Origin of the sequence: Polaromonas sp. (genome assembly GCF_049790275.1) — a bacterium.
GTDB lineage: Bacteria > Pseudomonadota > Gammaproteobacteria > Burkholderiales > Burkholderiaceae_C > Polaromonas.
The window spans coordinates 31988-49630 of the sequence record NZ_JBAQYR010000052.1 but is presented as its reverse complement, the minus strand read 5'-3'; the positions used below and the strand labels follow the sequence as shown (position 1 = coordinate 49630).

The following is a 17643-nucleotide window of genomic DNA, read 5'->3' as shown; positions in this document are numbered from 1 at the left end:
CAATAGCGACTACGACCCGACTGACAAAGGCTAGCGGCCGATTTGACTTGAAAACTGACCCGACGCGGCGTCGGCCAGCGCAGGGGTTACCACGGCGTCCAGTTGCTGACGCAGCCAGCGGTGGGCCGGATCTTGCCGGTAGCGCAGGTGCCAGATCGCGTACATGGGCATGCCCGGGCAGGGCAGGGGCGGCGGGCAACTGACCAGGCCTTGCAGGGTGTGGCGCGCCAGCAGCCCGGGCACCGTCGCAAGCAGCGGGGTGCCGCGCAGAAAGGCGGGCAGTGCGCTGAAGGACGGCACCATCACCGTGAAGTTCCGCTTCAGGCCGCGTGCTGCGAGGACGCGGTCCAGCTCCAGGCTGCGGCGCGGCTCGTAGACCACCGTGGCATGACTGGCGGCCAGGTAGTCGGCCTCGGTACGCGGGGCCTCGCGCACCGCCGGGTCGTAGAAAACCCGGTACTGGTCTTCGAACAGCCGTTTTTGCACGATGTCGCTGCCTTCGGGCGGGCGCGGGCTGATGGCCAGTTGGCAGTCGTCGCTGCGCAGCATTTCCAGCCGCGGCACTGCCGACGGAATCACGCGCAGCACCACACCCGGCGCCTGCGCGCGCAGGCGCGCGGCCAGAGCAGGCAGCAGCAGGTCGCGCTGGAAGTCATTGGCGGCGATCGTGAAGTTGGTTTGCCACTGCGCGGGGTCGAAGTTGCCGAGCCGTGCAAAACGTCCCATGGCGCCCAGCAGTTCTCGCGCCGGTGCGGCCAGGGCCTCGGCGCGCGCGGTGGCCACGATGCCGCGGCCAGCCTTCACAAACAGCGGGTCACCGGTGATGGTGCGCAGCCGGTCCAGGCCGTGGCTCACGGCGGACTGCGTCACGCCCAGGCGCTGCGCCGCCACGGTCACGCTACCGGTTTCGATCACGCTCAGCAGCAGCTGCAACAGCCGGGCGTCCAGGCCGGACCCATCGGTTTCATTCATCTGTTTCATGAGCCTCCATCGGTTTATCTTTTGTAATCGGACGGCAATACTGGGGTACTGATACAGGTCAAGCTCAGGAGATTTCCGTGTCCCAATCCCCGCCGCTACCACCGATTCCCGGCACCACGCTGTTTGATGGCGAGCAGGCCCAAAAAGGGTATGCGCTCAACAAGATGTGTTTTTCCTTCAACAACGCGGACAGCCGTGCGGCCTTCAAGGCCGATGAGGTGGGCTACATGCTTCGCTACGGGCTGAACGAGCAGCAGGCCCAAGCCATACGCACGCGCAACGTCTTGGGCCTGCTGGCGGCCGGCGGCAATGTGTATTACCTGGCCAAGTTCGCCGGCATCCTGGGGCTGGACGTGCAGGACCTGGGCGCCGCGCAGACCGGCCTGAGCAAGGAGGCCTTCAAGGCGCGGCTGCTCGCGCAGAACGATCAACCCGCCACATTGTTGGCCTGAGGAAAAGCACCATGGCAAAAATCATCGGTGGCCTGACCACCTCCCACGTGCCCGCCATCGGCGGCGCGATCGCCCGGGGCGCCCAGCAGGAGCCTTACTGGAAACCTTTTTTTGACGGCTTCCTGCCGGTGCGGGCCTGGCTCGACGAGGTCAGGCCCGACATTGCCGTGGTGTTCTACAACGACCACGGCCTGAACTTCTTCCTGGACAAAATGCCGACCTTTGCCGTGGGCGCCGCGCCCGAGTACCGCAATGCCGACGAAGGCTGGGGCATTCCCACGCTGCCGCCGTTCAAGGGGGTGCCCACGCTGTCCTGGCACATCATCAACGAACTGGTGGACAAGGAGTTCGACATCACGACCTGCCAGGAAATGCTGGTGGACCATGCCTTCACGCTGCCGCTCAAGCTGTTCTGGCCCGAAGGCCCGTGCCCGGTGCTGACGGTGCCTATCTGCATCAACACCGTGCAGTTTCCGCTGCCCAGCGCCAAGCGCTGCCTGGCCCTTGGCAAGGCGGTGGGTGAGGCGATTGCCTCGTGGGACAGCGACAAGAAGGTGGTGGTGATAGGTACCGGCGGCCTGAGCCACCAGCTCGACGGCGAACGCGCCGGTTTCATCAACAAGGCCTTTGACCTGAAGTTCATGGACAGCCTGATCAGCGAGCCCGACTGGGCCGCGCAGTACAGCATCCATGAACTCGTCGAAAAAACCGGCACCCAGGGTGTGGAGCTGCTGATGTGGCTGGCCACGCGTGCTGCCGTGCCGGGCCGCGTGCGCAAGGTGCACACCAATTACCATATCCCGATCTCCAATACGGCCGCCGGCATGATGGCGCTGGCTGCGCTGGACTAGGCAAGCACTTCTGCTCCCAAAAAAATAGCGCCTCACGCCCGTTGAATAAGGGCCTGAGGCGCTTTTTATGCTGAATCCCGGGCCAGGCCCGGGATGGCTGTTTACAGCGTGTCGATGAAGCTGCGCAGCTTGTCCGAACGCGAAGGGTGCTTGAGCTTGCGCAGCGCCTTGGCTTCGATCTGGCGGATGCGTTCGCGCGTCACGTCGAACTGCTTGCCGACTTCTTCCAGCGTGTGGTCGGTGCTCATCTCGATGCCGAAACGCATGCGCAGCACCTTGGCTTCGCGCGGTGTCAGGCTGTCGAGGATGTCTTTGACCACATCGCGCAGGCCGGCCTGCATCGCCGCTTCCAGCGGTGCGGTGTTGGCGCTGTCCTCGATGAAGTCGCCGAGGTGCGAATCATCGTCGTCGCCGATCGGCGTTTCCATCGAGATCGGCTCTTTGGCGATCTTCATGATCTTGCGGATCTTGTCTTCAGGAATCTCCATCTTCTCGGCCAGGATGCTGGCGTCGGGCTCGAAGCCGAACTCCTGCAAGTGCTGGCGCGACAGACGGTTCATCTTGTTGATGGTCTCGATCATGTGCACCGGGATGCGGATGGTGCGCGCCTGGTCGGCGATCGAACGCGTGATCGCCTGGCGGATCCACCACGTGGCGTAGGTCGAGAACTTGTAGCCGCGGCGGTATTCAAACTTGTCGACCGCCTTCATCAGGCCGATGTTGCCCTCCTGGATCAAATCCAGGAACTGCAGGCCGCGGTTGGTGTACTTCTTCGCGATCGAAATCACCAGGCGCAAGTTGGCCTCGATCATCTCTTTCTTGGCGTCGCGCGAGTTGGTCTCGCCTTCGTTCATGCGCTTGTTGATGTCTTTCAGCTGGCCCAGGGGCACGACCACGCGGGCCTGCAGTTCACCGAGCTTGGTCTGCAGTTCCTGGATGGGCGGAACGTTGCGCGCCATGATGGTGGACCAGGGCTTGCCGGAAGCCACCTGTTTCTCGACCCATTTCAGGTTCAGCAGGTTGGGCGGAAAGTCCTTGATGAAGACTTCCTGCGGCATGCCGCATTTCTCGACGATGATGCGGCGCAGCTCGCGCTCTTTCTTGCGCACGTCCAGCACCTGGCCGCGCAGCAGGTCGCACAGCTTTTCAATCGTCTTGGCGGTGAAACGCACGGTCATGAGCTCGTCGCTCAGCGCTTTCTGTGCTTTCGTGTAGGCGGGCGTGCCCCAGCCTTCCTTGTCGTAGGTCTTGTGGACTTTTTCGAACAGGGAGGCGATGGTGTCGAAGCGGCTCAGCGCTTCCTTCTTCAGTTCCTCGAGTTTTTTGGTCAGCGCTTTGGAGCCGCCCTTGCCGTCGTCGTCGTCTTCCTCGTCGAACTCGTCGAAGTCTTCCTCGGCCACGTAATCGTCGGCTTCGTTGGGGTTGGAAAAACCGTCCACCACGGTGGAGATGACCACCTTGCCTTCGCGGATGTCTTCACCCAGGCGCAGGATCTCGGCAATCGTGGCCGGGCTTTCGGAGATGGCTTCCATCATCTTCATCAGGCCGCCCTCGATGCGCTTGGCGATCTCGATTTCGCCTTCGCGCGTGAGCAGCTCGACCGTACCCATTTCACGCATGTACATGCGGACCGGGTCGGTGGTGCGGCCGAACTCGCTGTCCACGGTGGACAGGGCGGCTTCGGCTTCTTCCTCGGCCTCTTCTTCGGTGGCCACCGTCGGGCCGGTGTTGTTCAGCAGCAGGGTTTCGGCGTCGGGCGCCTGTTCGTACACCGCCACGCCCATGTCGTTGAGCATGTTGACCACGACTTCCAGGGTCTCGGCATCGACCAGCTTGTCGGGCAGGTGGTCGGAGATTTCGCCGTGGGTCAGGTAGCCGCGTGTCTTGCCGAGCTTGATCAGGGTTTTCAGGCGCAGGCGGCGCTTGAGCATGTCTTCTTCGGACAGCACGGTTTCATCCAGGCCGAATTCCTTCATCAAGGCACGTTCCTTGGCCTTGCTGATTTTCATGCGCAGCGGCTTGACCTTCTCGGTCGTTTCCGCCACGGGTTCGCCGACCAGGTCGTCTTCGATGTCGGACAGGTCCTCGTCAATGTCGCCCTTGATGGCGATTTTCGGCTTGCGGCCGCGCTTGGCGCCGCCGGCTTCCACGGCTACGGCCGGGTTTTTCGGTGGGCGGCCGGGTTTCTTTTTCACGGGCACATCGGTGCCGGCTGCGGCCGGGGTGACCTTCAGTTCGGCTTCTTTTTTGGCAGCGGGCTTGGCAGTGGAGGCGGGAGACTTTGTCGGCACGGGGGACACTTTCTTGACTGGCTTTTCGGATTTCAGGGGAGCTTTGGGGACTGCGGTCTTTTTGCCGGGAACTGCTGTGGATATGGCGGTTTTTCGGGGTTTTTCAAGCTTGCTGGCCGCCTTCTTGACGGGCGGTCGGGCCGCAGGTTTGGCTGCGGCTTTGGACTTGGGCACGGCTTTGACGGACTTGCTGGACTTCTGGGCAGGCATGGCGAACTCCCGATGTAAAACTTCCTTCAACAGACTGGGTTCCCGGGCACCTGACGGAAGTCAGGACGCGGGCACAAAAAATGCCCGCGCCGGATGGCTGGGCATTTGCAGGCAAGTTGTTTGGGCGAACATTTGGTGTGCAGTCCTTGCGGGGAAGTTGCCCTTCAACCTGTGAGGTCCCGTTCTTGCGGGGGGCGGGTGCCGGAGGTGCTGCTGTCGCGCTTGCCGTAGCGGAAAATCGGATTATACCCTTCTGCCTCATTTTTGGGCAGAAAAACAAGGGAAATTCAGCTTGTTTTCAGGAGGGCGGAAAGTTCTTCATAACGCCGCCGGGCGGAAGGGTCGGCCATGACCTGGGGCAGCAAATCAACCATTTCCTGCTGGCGCTTGAGCTTGAGGAGCTGGTCCAGGATGCTGCGGACCTCGTCCCAGTCGCATTCGATGCCCTCGGGAAGCTGGGCGATCTGGTCAATCGCGTGTTTCTCGTGCGGGTGCTCGCGCAGGCCTTCGCGCAGGGCCGCCCAGGGCTGGGGGCCATGTTCATGCAGCTGGCTCTCCAGCCAGACAAACAGCGGGCCGTGCGGGGCCGGCAGCTCGCACAGCAGCACATGTTCCTCGCTGCTGAGCTTGTCCCAGCTCTGCGGGTCGGTCAGCATCAGGCGCAGCACGCGGTCTTCGCGGCTGGCGGGCAGCACCCGGCCTGCAATGCGCCGCGCAGGACGGCTTCGGCTGGTGCTGGCCGGCCCTGCCAGCGCCGGCAGCGAGGCGGCGTAGGCGCCTTCGTCATGCAGGTCGGCAAAGTTTCCCGAGAAATCCTCGAAATGCGGGGCGGCGCCTGATGTTTCAGGTGTTTTTTGTCGTTGACCCTTGCCAGGCGGGCGCTGACTGCTATTGTTTTTATAGCCTGTGACGGCTGGCTGCCAGATCTGCAGCAGTTCGCGGCTGTCGATCAGCACCTGGTCGGCGATTTCGGCCAGCAGCTGGCGCTTGAGCGTGCCGTCGGGCAGCAGGCTCCAAAGTGGCCTGGCATTGCTGGCCATGTGGGCGCGGCCTTCGGCGGTGTCCAGGTCGCAGCCTTCGCCGGCGGCTTCGAGCATGAATTTGCTCAGCGGCACGGCCTTGGCGACATAGGCGGCAAAGGCTTCCTGGCCGTGTTCGCGGATGTAGCTGTCGGGGTCGTGTTCCTGGGGCAGGAACAAAAACTTGACGGTGCGCACGTCGGTGGCAAAGGGCAGGGCCGCATCGAGTGCCTTGCGCGCCGCGCGGCGGCCGGCGCTGTCGCCGTCGAAGCTGAAGACCACCGAGTCGGTGAAACGGAAGAGTTTTTGAACATGGTCGGCCGTGCAGGCGGTGCCCAGGGTGGCCACCGCATTGGCAAAGCCGAGCTGGGCCAGCGCCACCACGTCCATATAGCCCTCGGTCACCAGCGCATAGCCGTGTTCGCGCAGGGCGGTACGTGCCTCGAACAGTCCGTAGAGCTCGCGGCCCTTGCTGAACACCGGAGTTTCCGGGGAGTTGAGGTATTTGGGTTTTTCGTCGCCCAGCACGCGCCCGCCGAAACCGATGCATTCGCCCTTGACGTTGCGGATGGGGAACATGATGCGGTCGCGGAAACGGTCGTAACGCTTGGCCTCGCCCTGCGCGTTTTCCTCGCCAGGCTCGCCGGTGATAACCAGGCCGCTTTCGACCAGCAGTGCGTCGTTGTAGTCGGGGAACACGCTGGCCAGCGCGCGCCAGCCTTCGGGCGCGTAACCCAGGCCGAAGGCCTTCGCGATTTCACCCGACAGGCCGCGGCCCTTGAGGTAGTCGACGGCGCGCGGCGAGCTGCGCAAATGCTTGATGTAGGCGATGCCGGCTTTTTCCAGCACGCTGGTCAGCGTGGCCTGCTGCTCGCGCGCCTGGGCGGCGCGGGCGCGCTCCTGCGGCGAGACATCGTCTTCCGGCACCTGCAGGCCGTACTGCTGGGCCAGGTCTTTCACGGCTTCGACAAAAGTCATGCCGCCGTGCTCCATCAGAAAACTGATGGCGTTGCCGTTTTTTCCGCAGCCGAAGCAGTGGTAGAACTGCTTGGACGGGCTGACGCTGAAGGAGGGGGATTTTTCGCCGTGGAAGGGGCACAGCCCCATGAAATTGGCCCCGCCTTTTTTGAGCTGCACATAACGCCCGACGATGTCCACCACGTCGGCGCGCGCTAAAAGCTCCTGGATAAACGATTGGGGAATGGCCACGGCTGTATTGTGCCTTCCCGACTCCGTGATTGGGCCGCCCGGGACTGCATGGCCCGGCTTCTGCGGCTACCATGGGCCATGCAGATCCTCAGCCACCAGGCCGCCCATGTGATGGCCAACCCGGCGGCCTTCGCCTGGCGGGTGCTCAAAAGCTTCCGGGCCAACCAGGGCCTGTTGCTGGCCGGCGCGGTGGCCTATTACGCGCTGCTGTCGATTGTTCCGTTGCTGATCCTGGCTGTGATCGCGCTGTCGCATGTGATCGACCAGGCCGAGCTGCTGCAGACCCTGGGCCGTTATCTGGAGTGGTTGATGCCGGTGCAGTCGCGCGCGGTGGTGGCCGAGCTGGCGACCTTTCTCGAACATCGCGACGTGGTCGGCTGGGTGCTGCTGGTGACCATGCTGTTTTTCAGCTCGCTGGCCTTCACGGTGCTGGAAAACGCGATGTCGGTGATCTTCCTGCACCGCATTGCGGTGCGGCGCCGGCACTTCATCGTCTCGGCCCTGCTGCCTTACTGCTACATCGTCAGCCTGGGCGCCGGGCTGCTGGTGGTGACGCTGGTCTCGGGCGGCCTGCGTGCCATGGGCGAAGAGAGCGTGGACGTGCTGGGCCGCGAATGGTCGCTCAGCGGTGTTTCTGGCCTGCTGCTTTACCTGCTGGGGCTGGCCGGGGAGATCTTCCTGCTGACCTCGGTCTACATGGTCATGCCGGTCGGCAAACTCTCCTGGCGGCACGCACTGATAGGCGGCGTGACGGCGGCGCTGCTGTGGGAGATCACACGCCACCTGCTGGTCTGGTACTTCAGCACGCTGTCGCAGGTGAACGTGGTGTACGGTTCCTTGACCACCGCCATCGTGGTCTTGCTGAGCCTGGAGATTGCCGCCACTCTGCTGCTGCTGGGTGCCCAGGTGATTTCCGAATACGAACGCATCGATAATCCGCCAGAGTCTGTACCGTCCAACCCCTTGCGCGCGGAAACGCCTTAGGTTTTCCTGGGCCGGGTCCGGGAGGACTTCTTCCCGTGCGCCACGCTGCGGTTGCTATCAAAATAAGAGCTGCCTGCGCCCGCCCTTTATGGGCTGGAACCTGTTTTTATGCTCAATCACCCATCACCACGCCCTCGCGGCGTGGATCAGCTCCACCCAGCCACACCGGGGTGCCGTGCGCCTGGCCGCGCGTGATCGCCTGCAGGCCGCTGGTCATGTTCATCTCGCGCACTTCGGCGCCGCGTGCCTTCAGGGCCTCGACGGTGGCGGGTGCAAAGCGCTTTTCCTCGAGCAGGCTCGGGCCGTTGAGCGAGCCGAAATTGGGCAGGTTGATGGCCTGCTGCGGCATCAGTCCCCAGTTGAGCACGCCGTACACGGTTTTGGCTGTGTAGTGAATGATCAGCGCGCCACCCGGGCTGCCGCCGCTCATCACCAGCTGGCCGGTGGCCTTGTCAAACACCAGGGTGGGTGCCATTGACGAGCGCGGCCGTTTGCCGGGCTGCACGCGGTTGGCCACTGGCACACCGCTGGCGTCCGTGGGGGCGTAGCTGAAGTCGGTCAATTCGTTGTTCAGCAGGAAACCGTTCACCATCTGGCGTGAGCCGAAAGCGTCTTCAATCGTCGTGGTCATTGCAATCGCGTTGCCATAGGCATCCACGATGCTGATGTGCGAGGTGCCGTACTCGGGCTGCTCCGGCATCGGGGCGTAGGCGCTTTTCACGCCGCCCGGTGCGCCCGGTTTGGCGACCTTCATGCTTTGCCCGCCGGGTTGGGCTGCGATCAGCTTCGCGCGTTCGGCCAGGTAGGCCGGGTCCAGCAGGCTCATCCAGTTGCCGCCGGGTGCCTGCACGAAGTCGGGGTCACCCAGGTATTGCGCGCGGTCGGCAAAGGCCAGGCGCGAGGCCTCGGTGTACAGGTGCAGCCAGTCGGCTGACGGTACGGGGCCGGTGGTGCCCGGTAGGCCGCCCATGCCGGTGTCCAGTGCCAGGGTGGCGGCGGGTGTGTTGTTCAGGATGCCGAGGATTTGCCCGACGGCAATTGCGCCTGAACTTGGCGGCGGCATGCCGCAGATGCGGTAGTCGCGTGCCTGGGCCCGGTAGTCGTGGCAGATCGGCTCGCGTTTTTTGACCTGGTAGCCGGCCAGGTCGGCCAGGCTGAGTTTGCCGGGATTGGTCGGATGGCTTTGCACCTTGGTCACGATGGCCTGGGCGACCTCGCCTTCCAGCAAGGCTTTAGAGCCGCCGGCAGCGATCTTTTTCAGGACATCGGCCAGCGCCGGGTTGCGCAGCGTGGTGCCCACGTCCAGTGGTTCACCGCCGGGTTTGTAGAAGTAGGCCGCGGCGACCGGGTCTTTCTTCAGGTGCTGCTCGGTCTTGAGCAGAGTGGCCAGGCGCGCGCTGACCTTGAAGCCGCCCTCGGCCAGCGTGATGGCCGGGACAAACAGTTGCGCCCAGGGCAGCCGGCCATGCTGCCTGTGCGCCATCTCCAGCATGCGCACCGTGCCCGGCACGCCGACCGAGCGGCCACCAACCACGCCGTCGATGAAGACCATGGGTTTGCCGTCAGCGCCGACAAAGAGTTTTTCATCCGCGGCCGCAGGTGCGGTTTCCCGGCCGTCGAAGGCCTCGACCTTGCTGCCGCTGGCATGCAGCAAAAACGCGCCGCCGCCTATGCCGCTCGATTGCGGCTCGACCAGCGTGAGCACCATCTGGACGGCAATCGCCGCATCGATCGCCGAGCCGCCGGCCTTGAGCACCTGGTAGCCGGCATCGGTGGCCAGCGGATTGGCCGCAGCCACCGCAAACTTCGTCGTGGCCCAGCCGGGTTTTTCGGTGTAGCCGGAGCCGCCTTCTGGCTGCTGCGGCACGCTGTAGGCAAAGGGTGGGGCAGTGGCACAGCCCGCGGCCAGCAAGGTGGCCGCCAGGGCAGCTGCCAGCAGGCGAAAGGCAGGGCGCTTCAGGGCGGGGGCGTTGTTGTTCATGGCTTCTCCGGGTGATGAGCGCTTCATGGTAAACCGAAGCTGGCGTTGTTCCCGCAGGACAAGGCCTTGCCCTTCGCGGCCATTTGTAAGCAGCTGAAAAGAGGCGGGCCTGCCCCGGACCCGTGAACGAAGGCGCTGAAGTGTTGCGCTGCATCAATCAGCGCAGCGCCAGAGCGGGTCATGCTGTGCGCTTCAACGACCTGCTTTTTCGGAGCGCGCATCATGCACATCGGACACCTCCTGATCCTGATCCCCTTGCTTGCCGGAACGGCCCGACTGGCTGCGCAAGAGCCGGCGAAGCCGCCGCCCATTGCTCGGGTTGCAGCGCCATCGGCCAGCGCAGATGCGGCGAAATCCGGGCGTGATGCTGCGAGAGCCAGCCGCGGAACGGTTGCCGCCGTCGAAGCAGCGGCGAAGAAAGCGGAGCAGGCCGCTGGCGACATCTCGCAGCGCGTTTCGGACACGATCAGCCGGCTGGCCGGCAAGGCAGCGGATGCAGCGCGGCGCAGCCAGCAAAAAATCCGCGAAACCTCTGCAAAGGTGAACGAGGAAAACCGCGAGGCCTGGCGCAAAAGCGAAGAGGCAGCCGTGAAGGCTGTCACGGCCACGCAAGAGGCGGCCGACCGCGCCGAAGAGGCCGCTCGCGCTGCCGCGCGATCCGCGAAAGAAGACACGCACAAAGCCGCTCAGGCCGCTCGCGAGGCCCTTCAGAAAGCGGGCGAAGCCGCGAGAGAAGCAGCCCGGGCCGCCGCCGATGCTGCCGGGCGAGCCCGCCGCTCCGGCAAGGACGCCTGACAGCCGTCAGGCCGCAGCGGAATGCTTGCGGCGGGATCCGAGGTTTCAGGCGGCCATCGGACAAACACGGCTTCGCTGCGGCGCTTTCCCTGAAAGCGCCTGATCCGTGTTCAGCGCGGCGCCAGGCGGATCGCGCCGTCCAGGCGGATGACTTCGCCGTTGAGCATGTCGTTTTCAAAGATGTGCTGCGCCAGCTTGGCGTAGTCCTGCGGCGTGCCCAGGCGGCTGGGGAAAGGCACTGAGGCTGCCAGCGACTCCTGCACTTCTTTGGGCATGCCGAACATCATGGGCGTGCCGAAGATGCCGGGGGCAATTGTCATGTTGCGGATGCCGTTGCGCGCCAGGTCGCGCGCGATCGGCAGCGTCATGCCGACAATGCCGCCCTTGGACGCGCTGTAGGCGGCCTGGCCGATCTGGCCGTCGTAAGCTGCCACCGAGGCGGTGGAGATCATCACGCCGCGCTCGCCGGTGGCTTCGGGTTCGTTCTTGCACATGGCGTCGGCGGCCAGGCGGATCATGTTGAAGCTGCCGACCAGGTTGACCGTGATGGTCTTGCTGAACACGCCGAGGTTGTGCGCGCCGTTCTTGCCGACGGTTTTCTCGGCCGGTGCAATGCCGGCGCAGTTGACCAAACCCATGAGCTTGCCCATGGATACGGCCTTGGCGACCACGGCCTGGCCGTCTGCTTCCTGGCTCACGTCGCACTTGACGAAGGCGCCGCCGATGTCTTTCGCAATCGCTTCGCCCTTTTCAACCTGCATGTCCGCAATCACGACCTTGCCGCCCTTGGCCGCGAGCATGCGTGCGGTGCCTTCGCCGAGTCCCGATGCGCCGCCGGTGACGATGAATACTTTGCCTGCGATGTCCATGAGATGTTCCTTCGGGAAATGATGAGGGGAGGGTGTTTCGGAGTTGACGTTAACGTCAACGTCAATTGCAATTATCACGCATAAAAATCGCCCATAAAAAAGCCCGGCGAACCGGGCTTTTTCTTTCCTGACGACGCGTCGGCTTACTTGTAGCCGACGCGGTCCAGCATCTGCTGCACCTTCACCTGGTTGGCGCCGACGGTGCTGATCGGGATGGTTTCGGACTTGAAGCTGCCGCCCGACATGGCCTGCAGGGCCGCATTGCTGACCTTCACGCTGGCGACGGCGGGCCACTCGTTGTTGCCGTTGGCAAAGTAGTTCTGCGCCTCGGGGCTGGCCAGGTACTCCATGAATTTCACCGCATTGGCGCTGTTCTTGGCGTTTTTGGCGACGGCCGCACCGGCGATGTTCACATGGGTGCCCCAGGACTGCTGGTTGGGAAACACCACGCCGACCTTGTCGGCAATCGCCTTGTCTTCGGGTTTGGTGGAGCGCATGATGCGCGCCAGGTAGTAGCTGTTGGTGATCGCAATGCCGCATTCACCGCTGGCCACGCCCTTGATCTGGTCGGTGTCGCCGCCCTTGGGCGGACGGGCCATGTTGGCCACCATGCCCTTGAGCCACTCCTCGGCTTTGGACGGTCCCATGTGTTCGGTCACGGCCCCGAACAGCGAGAGGTTGTAGGGGTGCGAGCCCGAGCGTGTGCACAGCAGTCCCTTGTTCTTGGGATCGGCGAGTTCCTCGTAGGTGTCCACGTCGGCCTTCTTGACTTTGAGCTTGTCATACACGATGACGCGGGCGCGGGTGGAAAACCCAAACCAGGCCGTGCCTTCCGGTGTGGCCTGGGCGCGCAGCCGTGCAGGGATGGCGGCTTCCAGCACAGGGGACTTGATGGGTTGGAACAGGCCTTCGCTTTCGCCTTTGGCCAGGCGCGCGGCATCCACCAGCAAAATCACGTCGGCGGGAGAAGCCGCGCCTTCGGCTTTCAGCCGCGCCAGGATGCCGGCATCATCGGCGTCCACGCGGTTGATCTTGATGCCGGTGGTCTTGGTGAAATTGCTGTAAAGCGCCTCGTCGGTCTGGTAGTGACGGGCAGAATAGAGGTTGACCACCTGCTCCTGCGCGCTGGCGGTGCCAGCGACGCCGAAGAGGGCCGCAGCCATCGTCAGGCAAACCAGGGGCGGAGTTTTTTTATGCATGGGGCAGGTTTGTGAAGGTTGGAACACCATTGAGTCTAATACAAACGCGAATTGTTCTCAATAGCTTTGCTATTTCGTCCAATAAACCGGGGCGTTCCGTTTTGCGCCAGGCCCGGTTGTGCCTGACCGCAGCCGGGCTGGTCCTGCTGGCGGGTTGTGCCGGGTTCCAGGCAACTCCTGGCGGGCAGCCGGCCGCTCCTGCGCCAGCGGTGGAAGCCGGCGTAAAACGCTCACCGCGCATCGGGCTGGCACTGGGCGGCGGCGCGGCGCGCGGTTTTGCCCATGTGGGCGTGATTGCCGTGCTCGAAGAGGCCGGCCTCAAACCCTCCCTGGTGGTGGGCACCTCGGTCGGCAGCCTGGTGGCGGCGCTTTACGCCAGCGGTAAAAGCAGCGCACAACTGCAGCAGACCGCACTGAACATGGAGGAGGTGGCCATCACCGACTGGATGCTGCCGATTTTCGGCCGCGGCATGTTTCGCGGCGAAGCACTGGGCCGTTATGTGAACGATCTGGTGGCGGGCCGGCTGATTGAGAACATGGCCATCCCGCTCGGCATTGTGGCGACTGACCTGAACAGCGGCCGGGCTGTGCTGTTCCAGCGCGGCGACACCGGCACGGCCGTGCGTGCATCGAGCGCGGTGCCGGCAGTGTTTGTACCGGTCAAGATCAGCGGGCACGAGTATGTGGACGGCGGCCTGGTGTCGCCGGTGCCGGTGCGGTTTGCGCGGCAGATGGGTGCTGAACTGGTGATCGCGGTTGACATCTCCAGCCCGCCCGAGGCCAATCCGTCCGACGGAACGCTGCAGATCCTGCTGCAGACCTTTGCCATCATGGGGAAAAGCATCAACCAGTACGAACTCAAGGACGCCGACGTGGTGGTGCAGCCTTCTCAAGTCGGCCTGAAAAGCGCCGACTTCTCGGCCAGGCAGCGCGCCATCGACGCGGGGCGCGCTGCGATGCTGGCGGCGTTGCCGGCCCTTCGGGCAAAGCTGGAAACCATGCAGGCTGCAGCACGCTGAAACTCCTTTTTTGATAGCTGCTTGCGTATGACTGGCAAGGGCTGAAGGCATTTTCAAGCCAAAAAAAAGCCTGATTTTGCAATCAGGCTTTAAGGGGTCCGTGAAACTGGATTTCTGGAAGGACCCGAGGAGACAACTGGCCGGAGCACCGCTCCGATGGTTGAATGATCGGAGCCGCACCCCTGATTGGGGGAACCGGTATTTCAGGGAAAACCTTGCGGCCTTCCGTGGTACCGGCTCTGGCCTGAATCAGCTGGCGTTCAAGCCGGCAAATTCAAGCCCTGTCATTAACGCTTTTTGGAAGCAGTTTTCGAAGCGTTCACAGCGGTGTTGGTCACGGCGGTGATGTTGGCTTCAGCCATTTCACTGGCTTGCTTGACGGCTTTCTGGACCGACTCAAAAGCGTTGTTCGCAGCGGCGACGGCGCTTTTCATGACGGCCACAGCAGTTTCGGAACCTGCAGGAGCGTTCTTGGAGGCGCTGTCGATCAGGCCCATGAACTTGGCTTGGGCTTCAGCAGCCTGGCCTTCGAAGGCCTTGCCGACTTCAGCACCGGTACCGGTAGCGATGTCGTACAGGTGACGGCTGTAGGCAGCTGTTTTTTCAGCCAGGGGCTGCATCAGGCCGGCTTGCAGGGCGAGCAGTTCCTGGGCGTCTTTGGCACCCAGCATCGACTGGGTGTGGTTGGCGGTTTCAGCCAAGGCGGCCTTGGAAGCCTGGACATTGAGTTCCACCAGTTTTTCAACGCCTTCAAAGGCCTTGCTGGTCAGACCAAACAGGGTTTCGACGTTTGCTTTGTGGGAAGCCATGACTTGTTCAGCGGTCAACATATTTAAATCTCCAATATAGGTGGGTTAAGACTCAGGTAGTTGCGCTGCTGGACAATCTTGCTATGGACTCTCGTTGTCGATTGCTGCACTGCAACATAACTTAAGTATAGGCACTGGAGACGGGATTGCAAGTGGTTTTTGCTGCAGTGCAGCAATTTAGGGGGCAAGCTCTAGCTTCCGTGGGGAAACCGGTCCTCGGTCAGGACTGGTTTCCGCGCAGCGGTTTCGCCTGCGAGGCGGCTCCGGCCAGCACCGGCCTCAGTAGCGCAGTTGGCCTTCGTTGTCGATGATGGCCATCTCCACGTACGACGAGCCGTTGTGCGATTGAGGCGAATACTTCGCCACAAATCGGCCGAAGCTGATTTCGCCCGCGCCCTCCATGGCCTTGATGAAGGACTCGGTGGTCAGTGCGCGGCCGGCGCGGCGCAATCCCTCGACCAGCAGCTTGGCGTGCACAAATCCCTCGAACTGCGAGGCGGAAGGCCGGGCGTCCGGGGTCTTCTCGCGCAGCAGTTTCAGGTACTCCGCTACCACTGGAATGGTGGCGTTGCGCAGGGAGGGCATGATCTGGGTCAGAACGATTCCTCGCGCTTTTTCTTTCAGCTCGCGGTTGATGACATCCAGGCTCGCAACGGAAAAACCATAGAAACCTGGCTTGGCGGAAGTCTGCTGGACCGCCTTGACATAACTGGTGAAGGTGGTTCCCGCCGTGCCCAGGACCACGGCTTGTGGTTGCGCTTTTTCAGTTGCCGCAGCTGCCGCAGCGAAGTCCGGTTTGGCCGGATCGATCTTTGTTTCAACGACGAAGCTTATTTTTTCGAGGGTCGCGGCCTGGCGGAGTTCGGCGAGCAGGGTCTTGCCGAGGCCGTCGTCCTGGTAAAACACGGCAATGCGGGAAATGCCCATTTGCTTGAGCTGCGAAATAATGCGCCGCGCTTCATTGGCATAGCTGGCCCGCACGTGAAAAAGGTAGGGATTGAACTTGTCCCTGAATGTGGAAGCACCTGTCACCGGCCCGAAGACAATGGTCCGGGATTCTTCCAGCATGGGCAGGATCGCTCCGGTCTGTGCTGTACCGGTGTTGTTGTAGATCATGAAGACGCCGTCTTCCTCGATCAGCTTGCGGGTGTTTTCCACGGCACGCTTGACATCGAAGCCGTCGTCCAGCGTGGTGTAGCTGATCTTGCGGCCATGCACGCCACCCGCCGCATTCACCGCGTCGAAGTACAGCCGCGAGCCGACGCCATATTCCCTGGTCTGCGGCCCCAGCGGACCGCTGAGTACGGCGGACGATCCGAGGCGGATTTCTGTTGCCGTGACGCCTTTGTCGCCTGCAAGTGCCTGAACGCCTGCAAGCAGCGTCAATGCGATGAGTACTGAACGAAACATGTTTGTCTCCTTGAAAAGTGACCGCGCTATTCCGGGTTTGTGAAATTTTCCTGAAGCTGCGTCGTCTGCCAGCCTGTGCCCGAACCTGCGTGATGGCCGAGACCTGATGCCAGGCCCTTCGGCAGCACGTCGCGAAACATGCTTGTGATCAGCTGCAGTTTTTTGCTGGCGCAGGCCTCGCCTTGGTCGCTCGCCAGGGCTTTCATGAGTTCGCTTCGCAGGTCCCACATGCGCCGCGCGTCCACCGCGTACCTGATGCGGGTTTTCAGCCCCAGGAATCTGTCATCGCCGCTTTCATCCAGGACTGCGAGCATGGCGTCGCGTATCTCCTCGATCCTGGCCTCCTGCACAGGGCCTCGATGCCGGTGGGCCCGAAGGCTTCCAAGGCGGTGGGCCAGGCCGGGTATGAGCCAGGACATTTTTTCGCTCCTCAATGGGGTTGGACGAGAGGTTGTCTCTCGGAAAGCGCTGTGAATGTAGTTATTTTGTGTGACTATGGTTATCAACTGTAGTTATTTTGTATAACCAACTCAAGCAGAAATAACGCTGTTTATCCTAGGAGTTACCCTTGGGGTCCCGGACTTTTCCCTGCTTTTTTCAACGACCTTGCTAGCCTTCTACGCTGACCACTTTGTGCTTCCCCTGCCGCCGGGACACCGTTTCCCGATGGCGAAGTACCTGCGCCTGCGCGACCGCGTGGCACGCGAGTTGCCGCTGGTGCGCATGGATGCTGCGCCCCGCGCCAGCGACGGTGAGCTGGCGCTGGCACATGATCCGGCCTACATCCAGGCGGTGGCCGAGGGCTCACTGGATGCGGCCGCCATGCGCGAGATCGGATTTCCCTGGAGTCCTGAAATGGTTGAGCGCTCGCGCCGCTCGGCCGGAGCCACAGTGGCGGCGGCGCGCGCCGCGCTGGGTTTGCTGGGCTCATGCGAAGGGGTGGCCGCCAACATGGCGGGTGGCACGCATCACGCATTCAGGTGCAAGGGCAGCGGCTTTTGCGTCTTCAACGATGCGGCCGTCGCGGCCCGACAGATGCAGATGGAGTGGGCACGCCGCCATCGCACGCCGCTGCAGGTGGCAATCATCGACCTGGATGTGCACCAGGGCAACGGAACGGCGAGTATCTTCAGTGCCGATCCCGGCGTATTCACGCTGTCACTGCATGGCCTGAAGAATTTTCCATTCCGCAAGGAGGCGAGCGATCTCGATGTAGACCTGCCCGATGGCTGCACCGATGCGCCCTACCTGCAGGCGCTGGAGCACGCACTCGCCGAGCTGGACCGGCGCTTCGAGCCGAACCTGGTGATTTACCTGGCCGGAGCGGATCCGTTCGAGGGCGACCGGCTGGGACGGCTCAAGCTCAGTTATGACGGCCTGGAAGCCAGGGACCGGCGGGTATTTGACTGGGCCTGGCAGCGCCGTATTCCGCTGGCCTTTGCGATGGCCGGCGGCTACGGCATCGACATTGACGAGACCGTGCAGGTCCAGATGAACACCTGGCGCGTGGCTCTGGAATACTGGAGTCGATGGCGGGCTCTGCCGGCGCTGGCAAAATAGTCCT

15 protein-coding genes are annotated in these 17643 nt (G+C 62.9%); 6 read left to right on the top strand and 9 right to left on the bottom strand.

Annotation, left to right across the window (positions count from 1 at the left end; all coding sequences use genetic code 11):
* Positions 1–30: 30 nt before the first annotated feature.
* Positions 31–981 carry a LysR family transcriptional regulator gene (locus WA904_RS06980; RefSeq protein WP_425196401.1) on the bottom strand — a complete coding sequence of 317 codons (951 nt, stop codon included), beginning with the start codon at positions 979–981 and terminating at the stop codon, positions 31–33.
* Positions 982–1058: 77 nt separating this feature from the next.
* On the opposite strand from WA904_RS06980, the gene WA904_RS06975 reads away from it, so the two are divergent.
* Together WA904_RS06975 and WA904_RS06970 are read left to right on the top strand one after the other, a co-directional pair.
* Positions 1059–1433, top strand: coding sequence for a protocatechuate 4,5-dioxygenase subunit alpha (locus WA904_RS06975; protein WP_425196400.1), 375 nt, complete (start codon positions 1059–1061; stop codon positions 1431–1433).
* A gap of 11 nt (positions 1434–1444) precedes the next feature.
* Positions 1445–2284, top strand: coding sequence for a class III extradiol dioxygenase family protein (locus WA904_RS06970; protein WP_425196399.1), 840 nt, complete (start codon positions 1445–1447; stop codon positions 2282–2284).
* A 101-nt stretch (positions 2285–2385) separates the two neighbouring features.
* On the opposite strand, the gene rpoD is transcribed toward WA904_RS06970, so the two are convergent.
* Together rpoD and dnaG are read right to left on the bottom strand one after the other, a co-directional pair.
* Complete coding sequence (gene rpoD, locus WA904_RS06965) at positions 2386–4785, bottom strand: RNA polymerase sigma factor RpoD (protein ID WP_425196398.1); 2400 nt, start codon at positions 4783–4785, stop codon at positions 2386–2388.
* Between the two features lie 287 nt (positions 4786–5072).
* Positions 5073–7013: a DNA primase gene (dnaG, locus tag WA904_RS06960; RefSeq protein ID WP_425196397.1), complete on the bottom strand. Its 1941-nt coding sequence runs from the start codon at positions 7011–7013 to the stop codon at positions 5073–5075.
* Positions 7014–7091: 78 nt separating this feature from the next.
* Here dnaG and WA904_RS06955 point away from each other — a divergent pair, with 78 nt between their 5' ends.
* On the top strand, positions 7092–7997 hold the full coding sequence (locus WA904_RS06955) for a YihY/virulence factor BrkB family protein (protein ID WP_425196489.1): 906 nt from the start codon (positions 7092–7094) through the stop codon (positions 7995–7997).
* Positions 7998–8109: 112 nt separating this feature from the next.
* Here WA904_RS06955 and ggt read toward each other — a convergent pair whose 3' ends face one another.
* Positions 8110–9978, bottom strand: coding sequence for a gamma-glutamyltransferase (gene ggt, locus WA904_RS06950; RefSeq protein ID WP_425196396.1), 1869 nt, complete (start codon positions 9976–9978; stop codon positions 8110–8112).
* A gap of 222 nt (positions 9979–10200) precedes the next feature.
* On the opposite strand from ggt, the gene WA904_RS06945 reads away from it, so the two are divergent.
* Entirely contained in the window at positions 10201–10773 is a 573-nt protein-coding gene (locus tag WA904_RS06945) for a hypothetical protein (protein WP_425196395.1), read from the top strand.
* Between the two features lie 110 nt (positions 10774–10883).
* On the opposite strand, the gene WA904_RS06940 is transcribed toward WA904_RS06945, so the two are convergent.
* Both WA904_RS06940 and WA904_RS06935 read right to left on the bottom strand, forming a co-directional pair.
* Complete coding sequence (locus tag WA904_RS06940) at positions 10884–11642, bottom strand: 3-hydroxyacyl-CoA dehydrogenase (protein WP_425196394.1); 759 nt, start codon at positions 11640–11642, stop codon at positions 10884–10886.
* 143 nt (positions 11643–11785) lie between these two features.
* Positions 11786–12841 carry an extracellular solute-binding protein gene (locus tag WA904_RS06935; RefSeq protein WP_425196393.1) on the bottom strand — a complete coding sequence of 352 codons (1056 nt, stop codon included), beginning with the start codon at positions 12839–12841 and terminating at the stop codon, positions 11786–11788.
* 101 nt (positions 12842–12942) lie between these two features.
* Between WA904_RS06935 and WA904_RS06930 the strand changes: the two genes are divergently transcribed.
* Positions 12943–13860 carry a patatin-like phospholipase family protein gene (locus WA904_RS06930; RefSeq protein ID WP_425196488.1) on the top strand — a complete coding sequence of 306 codons (918 nt, stop codon included), beginning with the start codon at positions 12943–12945 and terminating at the stop codon, positions 13858–13860.
* A 287-nt stretch (positions 13861–14147) separates the two neighbouring features.
* Here the strand turns inward: WA904_RS06930 and WA904_RS06925 are convergent, their stop codons facing one another.
* The 3 genes from WA904_RS06925 to WA904_RS06915 all read right to left on the bottom strand — a co-directional run bounded on the left by WA904_RS06925 (position 14148) and on the right by WA904_RS06915 (position 16498).
* On the bottom strand, positions 14148–14690 hold the full coding sequence (locus WA904_RS06925) for a phasin family protein (protein ID WP_348068079.1): 543 nt from the start codon (positions 14688–14690) through the stop codon (positions 14148–14150).
* Between the two features lie 258 nt (positions 14691–14948).
* Complete coding sequence (locus WA904_RS06920; RefSeq protein WP_425196392.1) at positions 14949–16079, bottom strand: ABC transporter substrate-binding protein; 1131 nt, start codon at positions 16077–16079, stop codon at positions 14949–14951.
* A 26-nt stretch (positions 16080–16105) separates the two neighbouring features.
* Positions 16106–16498, bottom strand: coding sequence for a hypothetical protein (locus WA904_RS06915; RefSeq protein ID WP_425196391.1), 393 nt, complete (start codon positions 16496–16498; stop codon positions 16106–16108).
* A 187-nt stretch (positions 16499–16685) separates the two neighbouring features.
* Here WA904_RS06915 and WA904_RS06910 point away from each other — a divergent pair, with 187 nt between their 5' ends.
* Complete coding sequence (locus tag WA904_RS06910; RefSeq protein ID WP_425196390.1) at positions 16686–17639, top strand: histone deacetylase family protein; 954 nt, start codon at positions 16686–16688, stop codon at positions 17637–17639.
* The last annotated feature ends 4 nt before the right edge of the window (positions 17640–17643 follow it).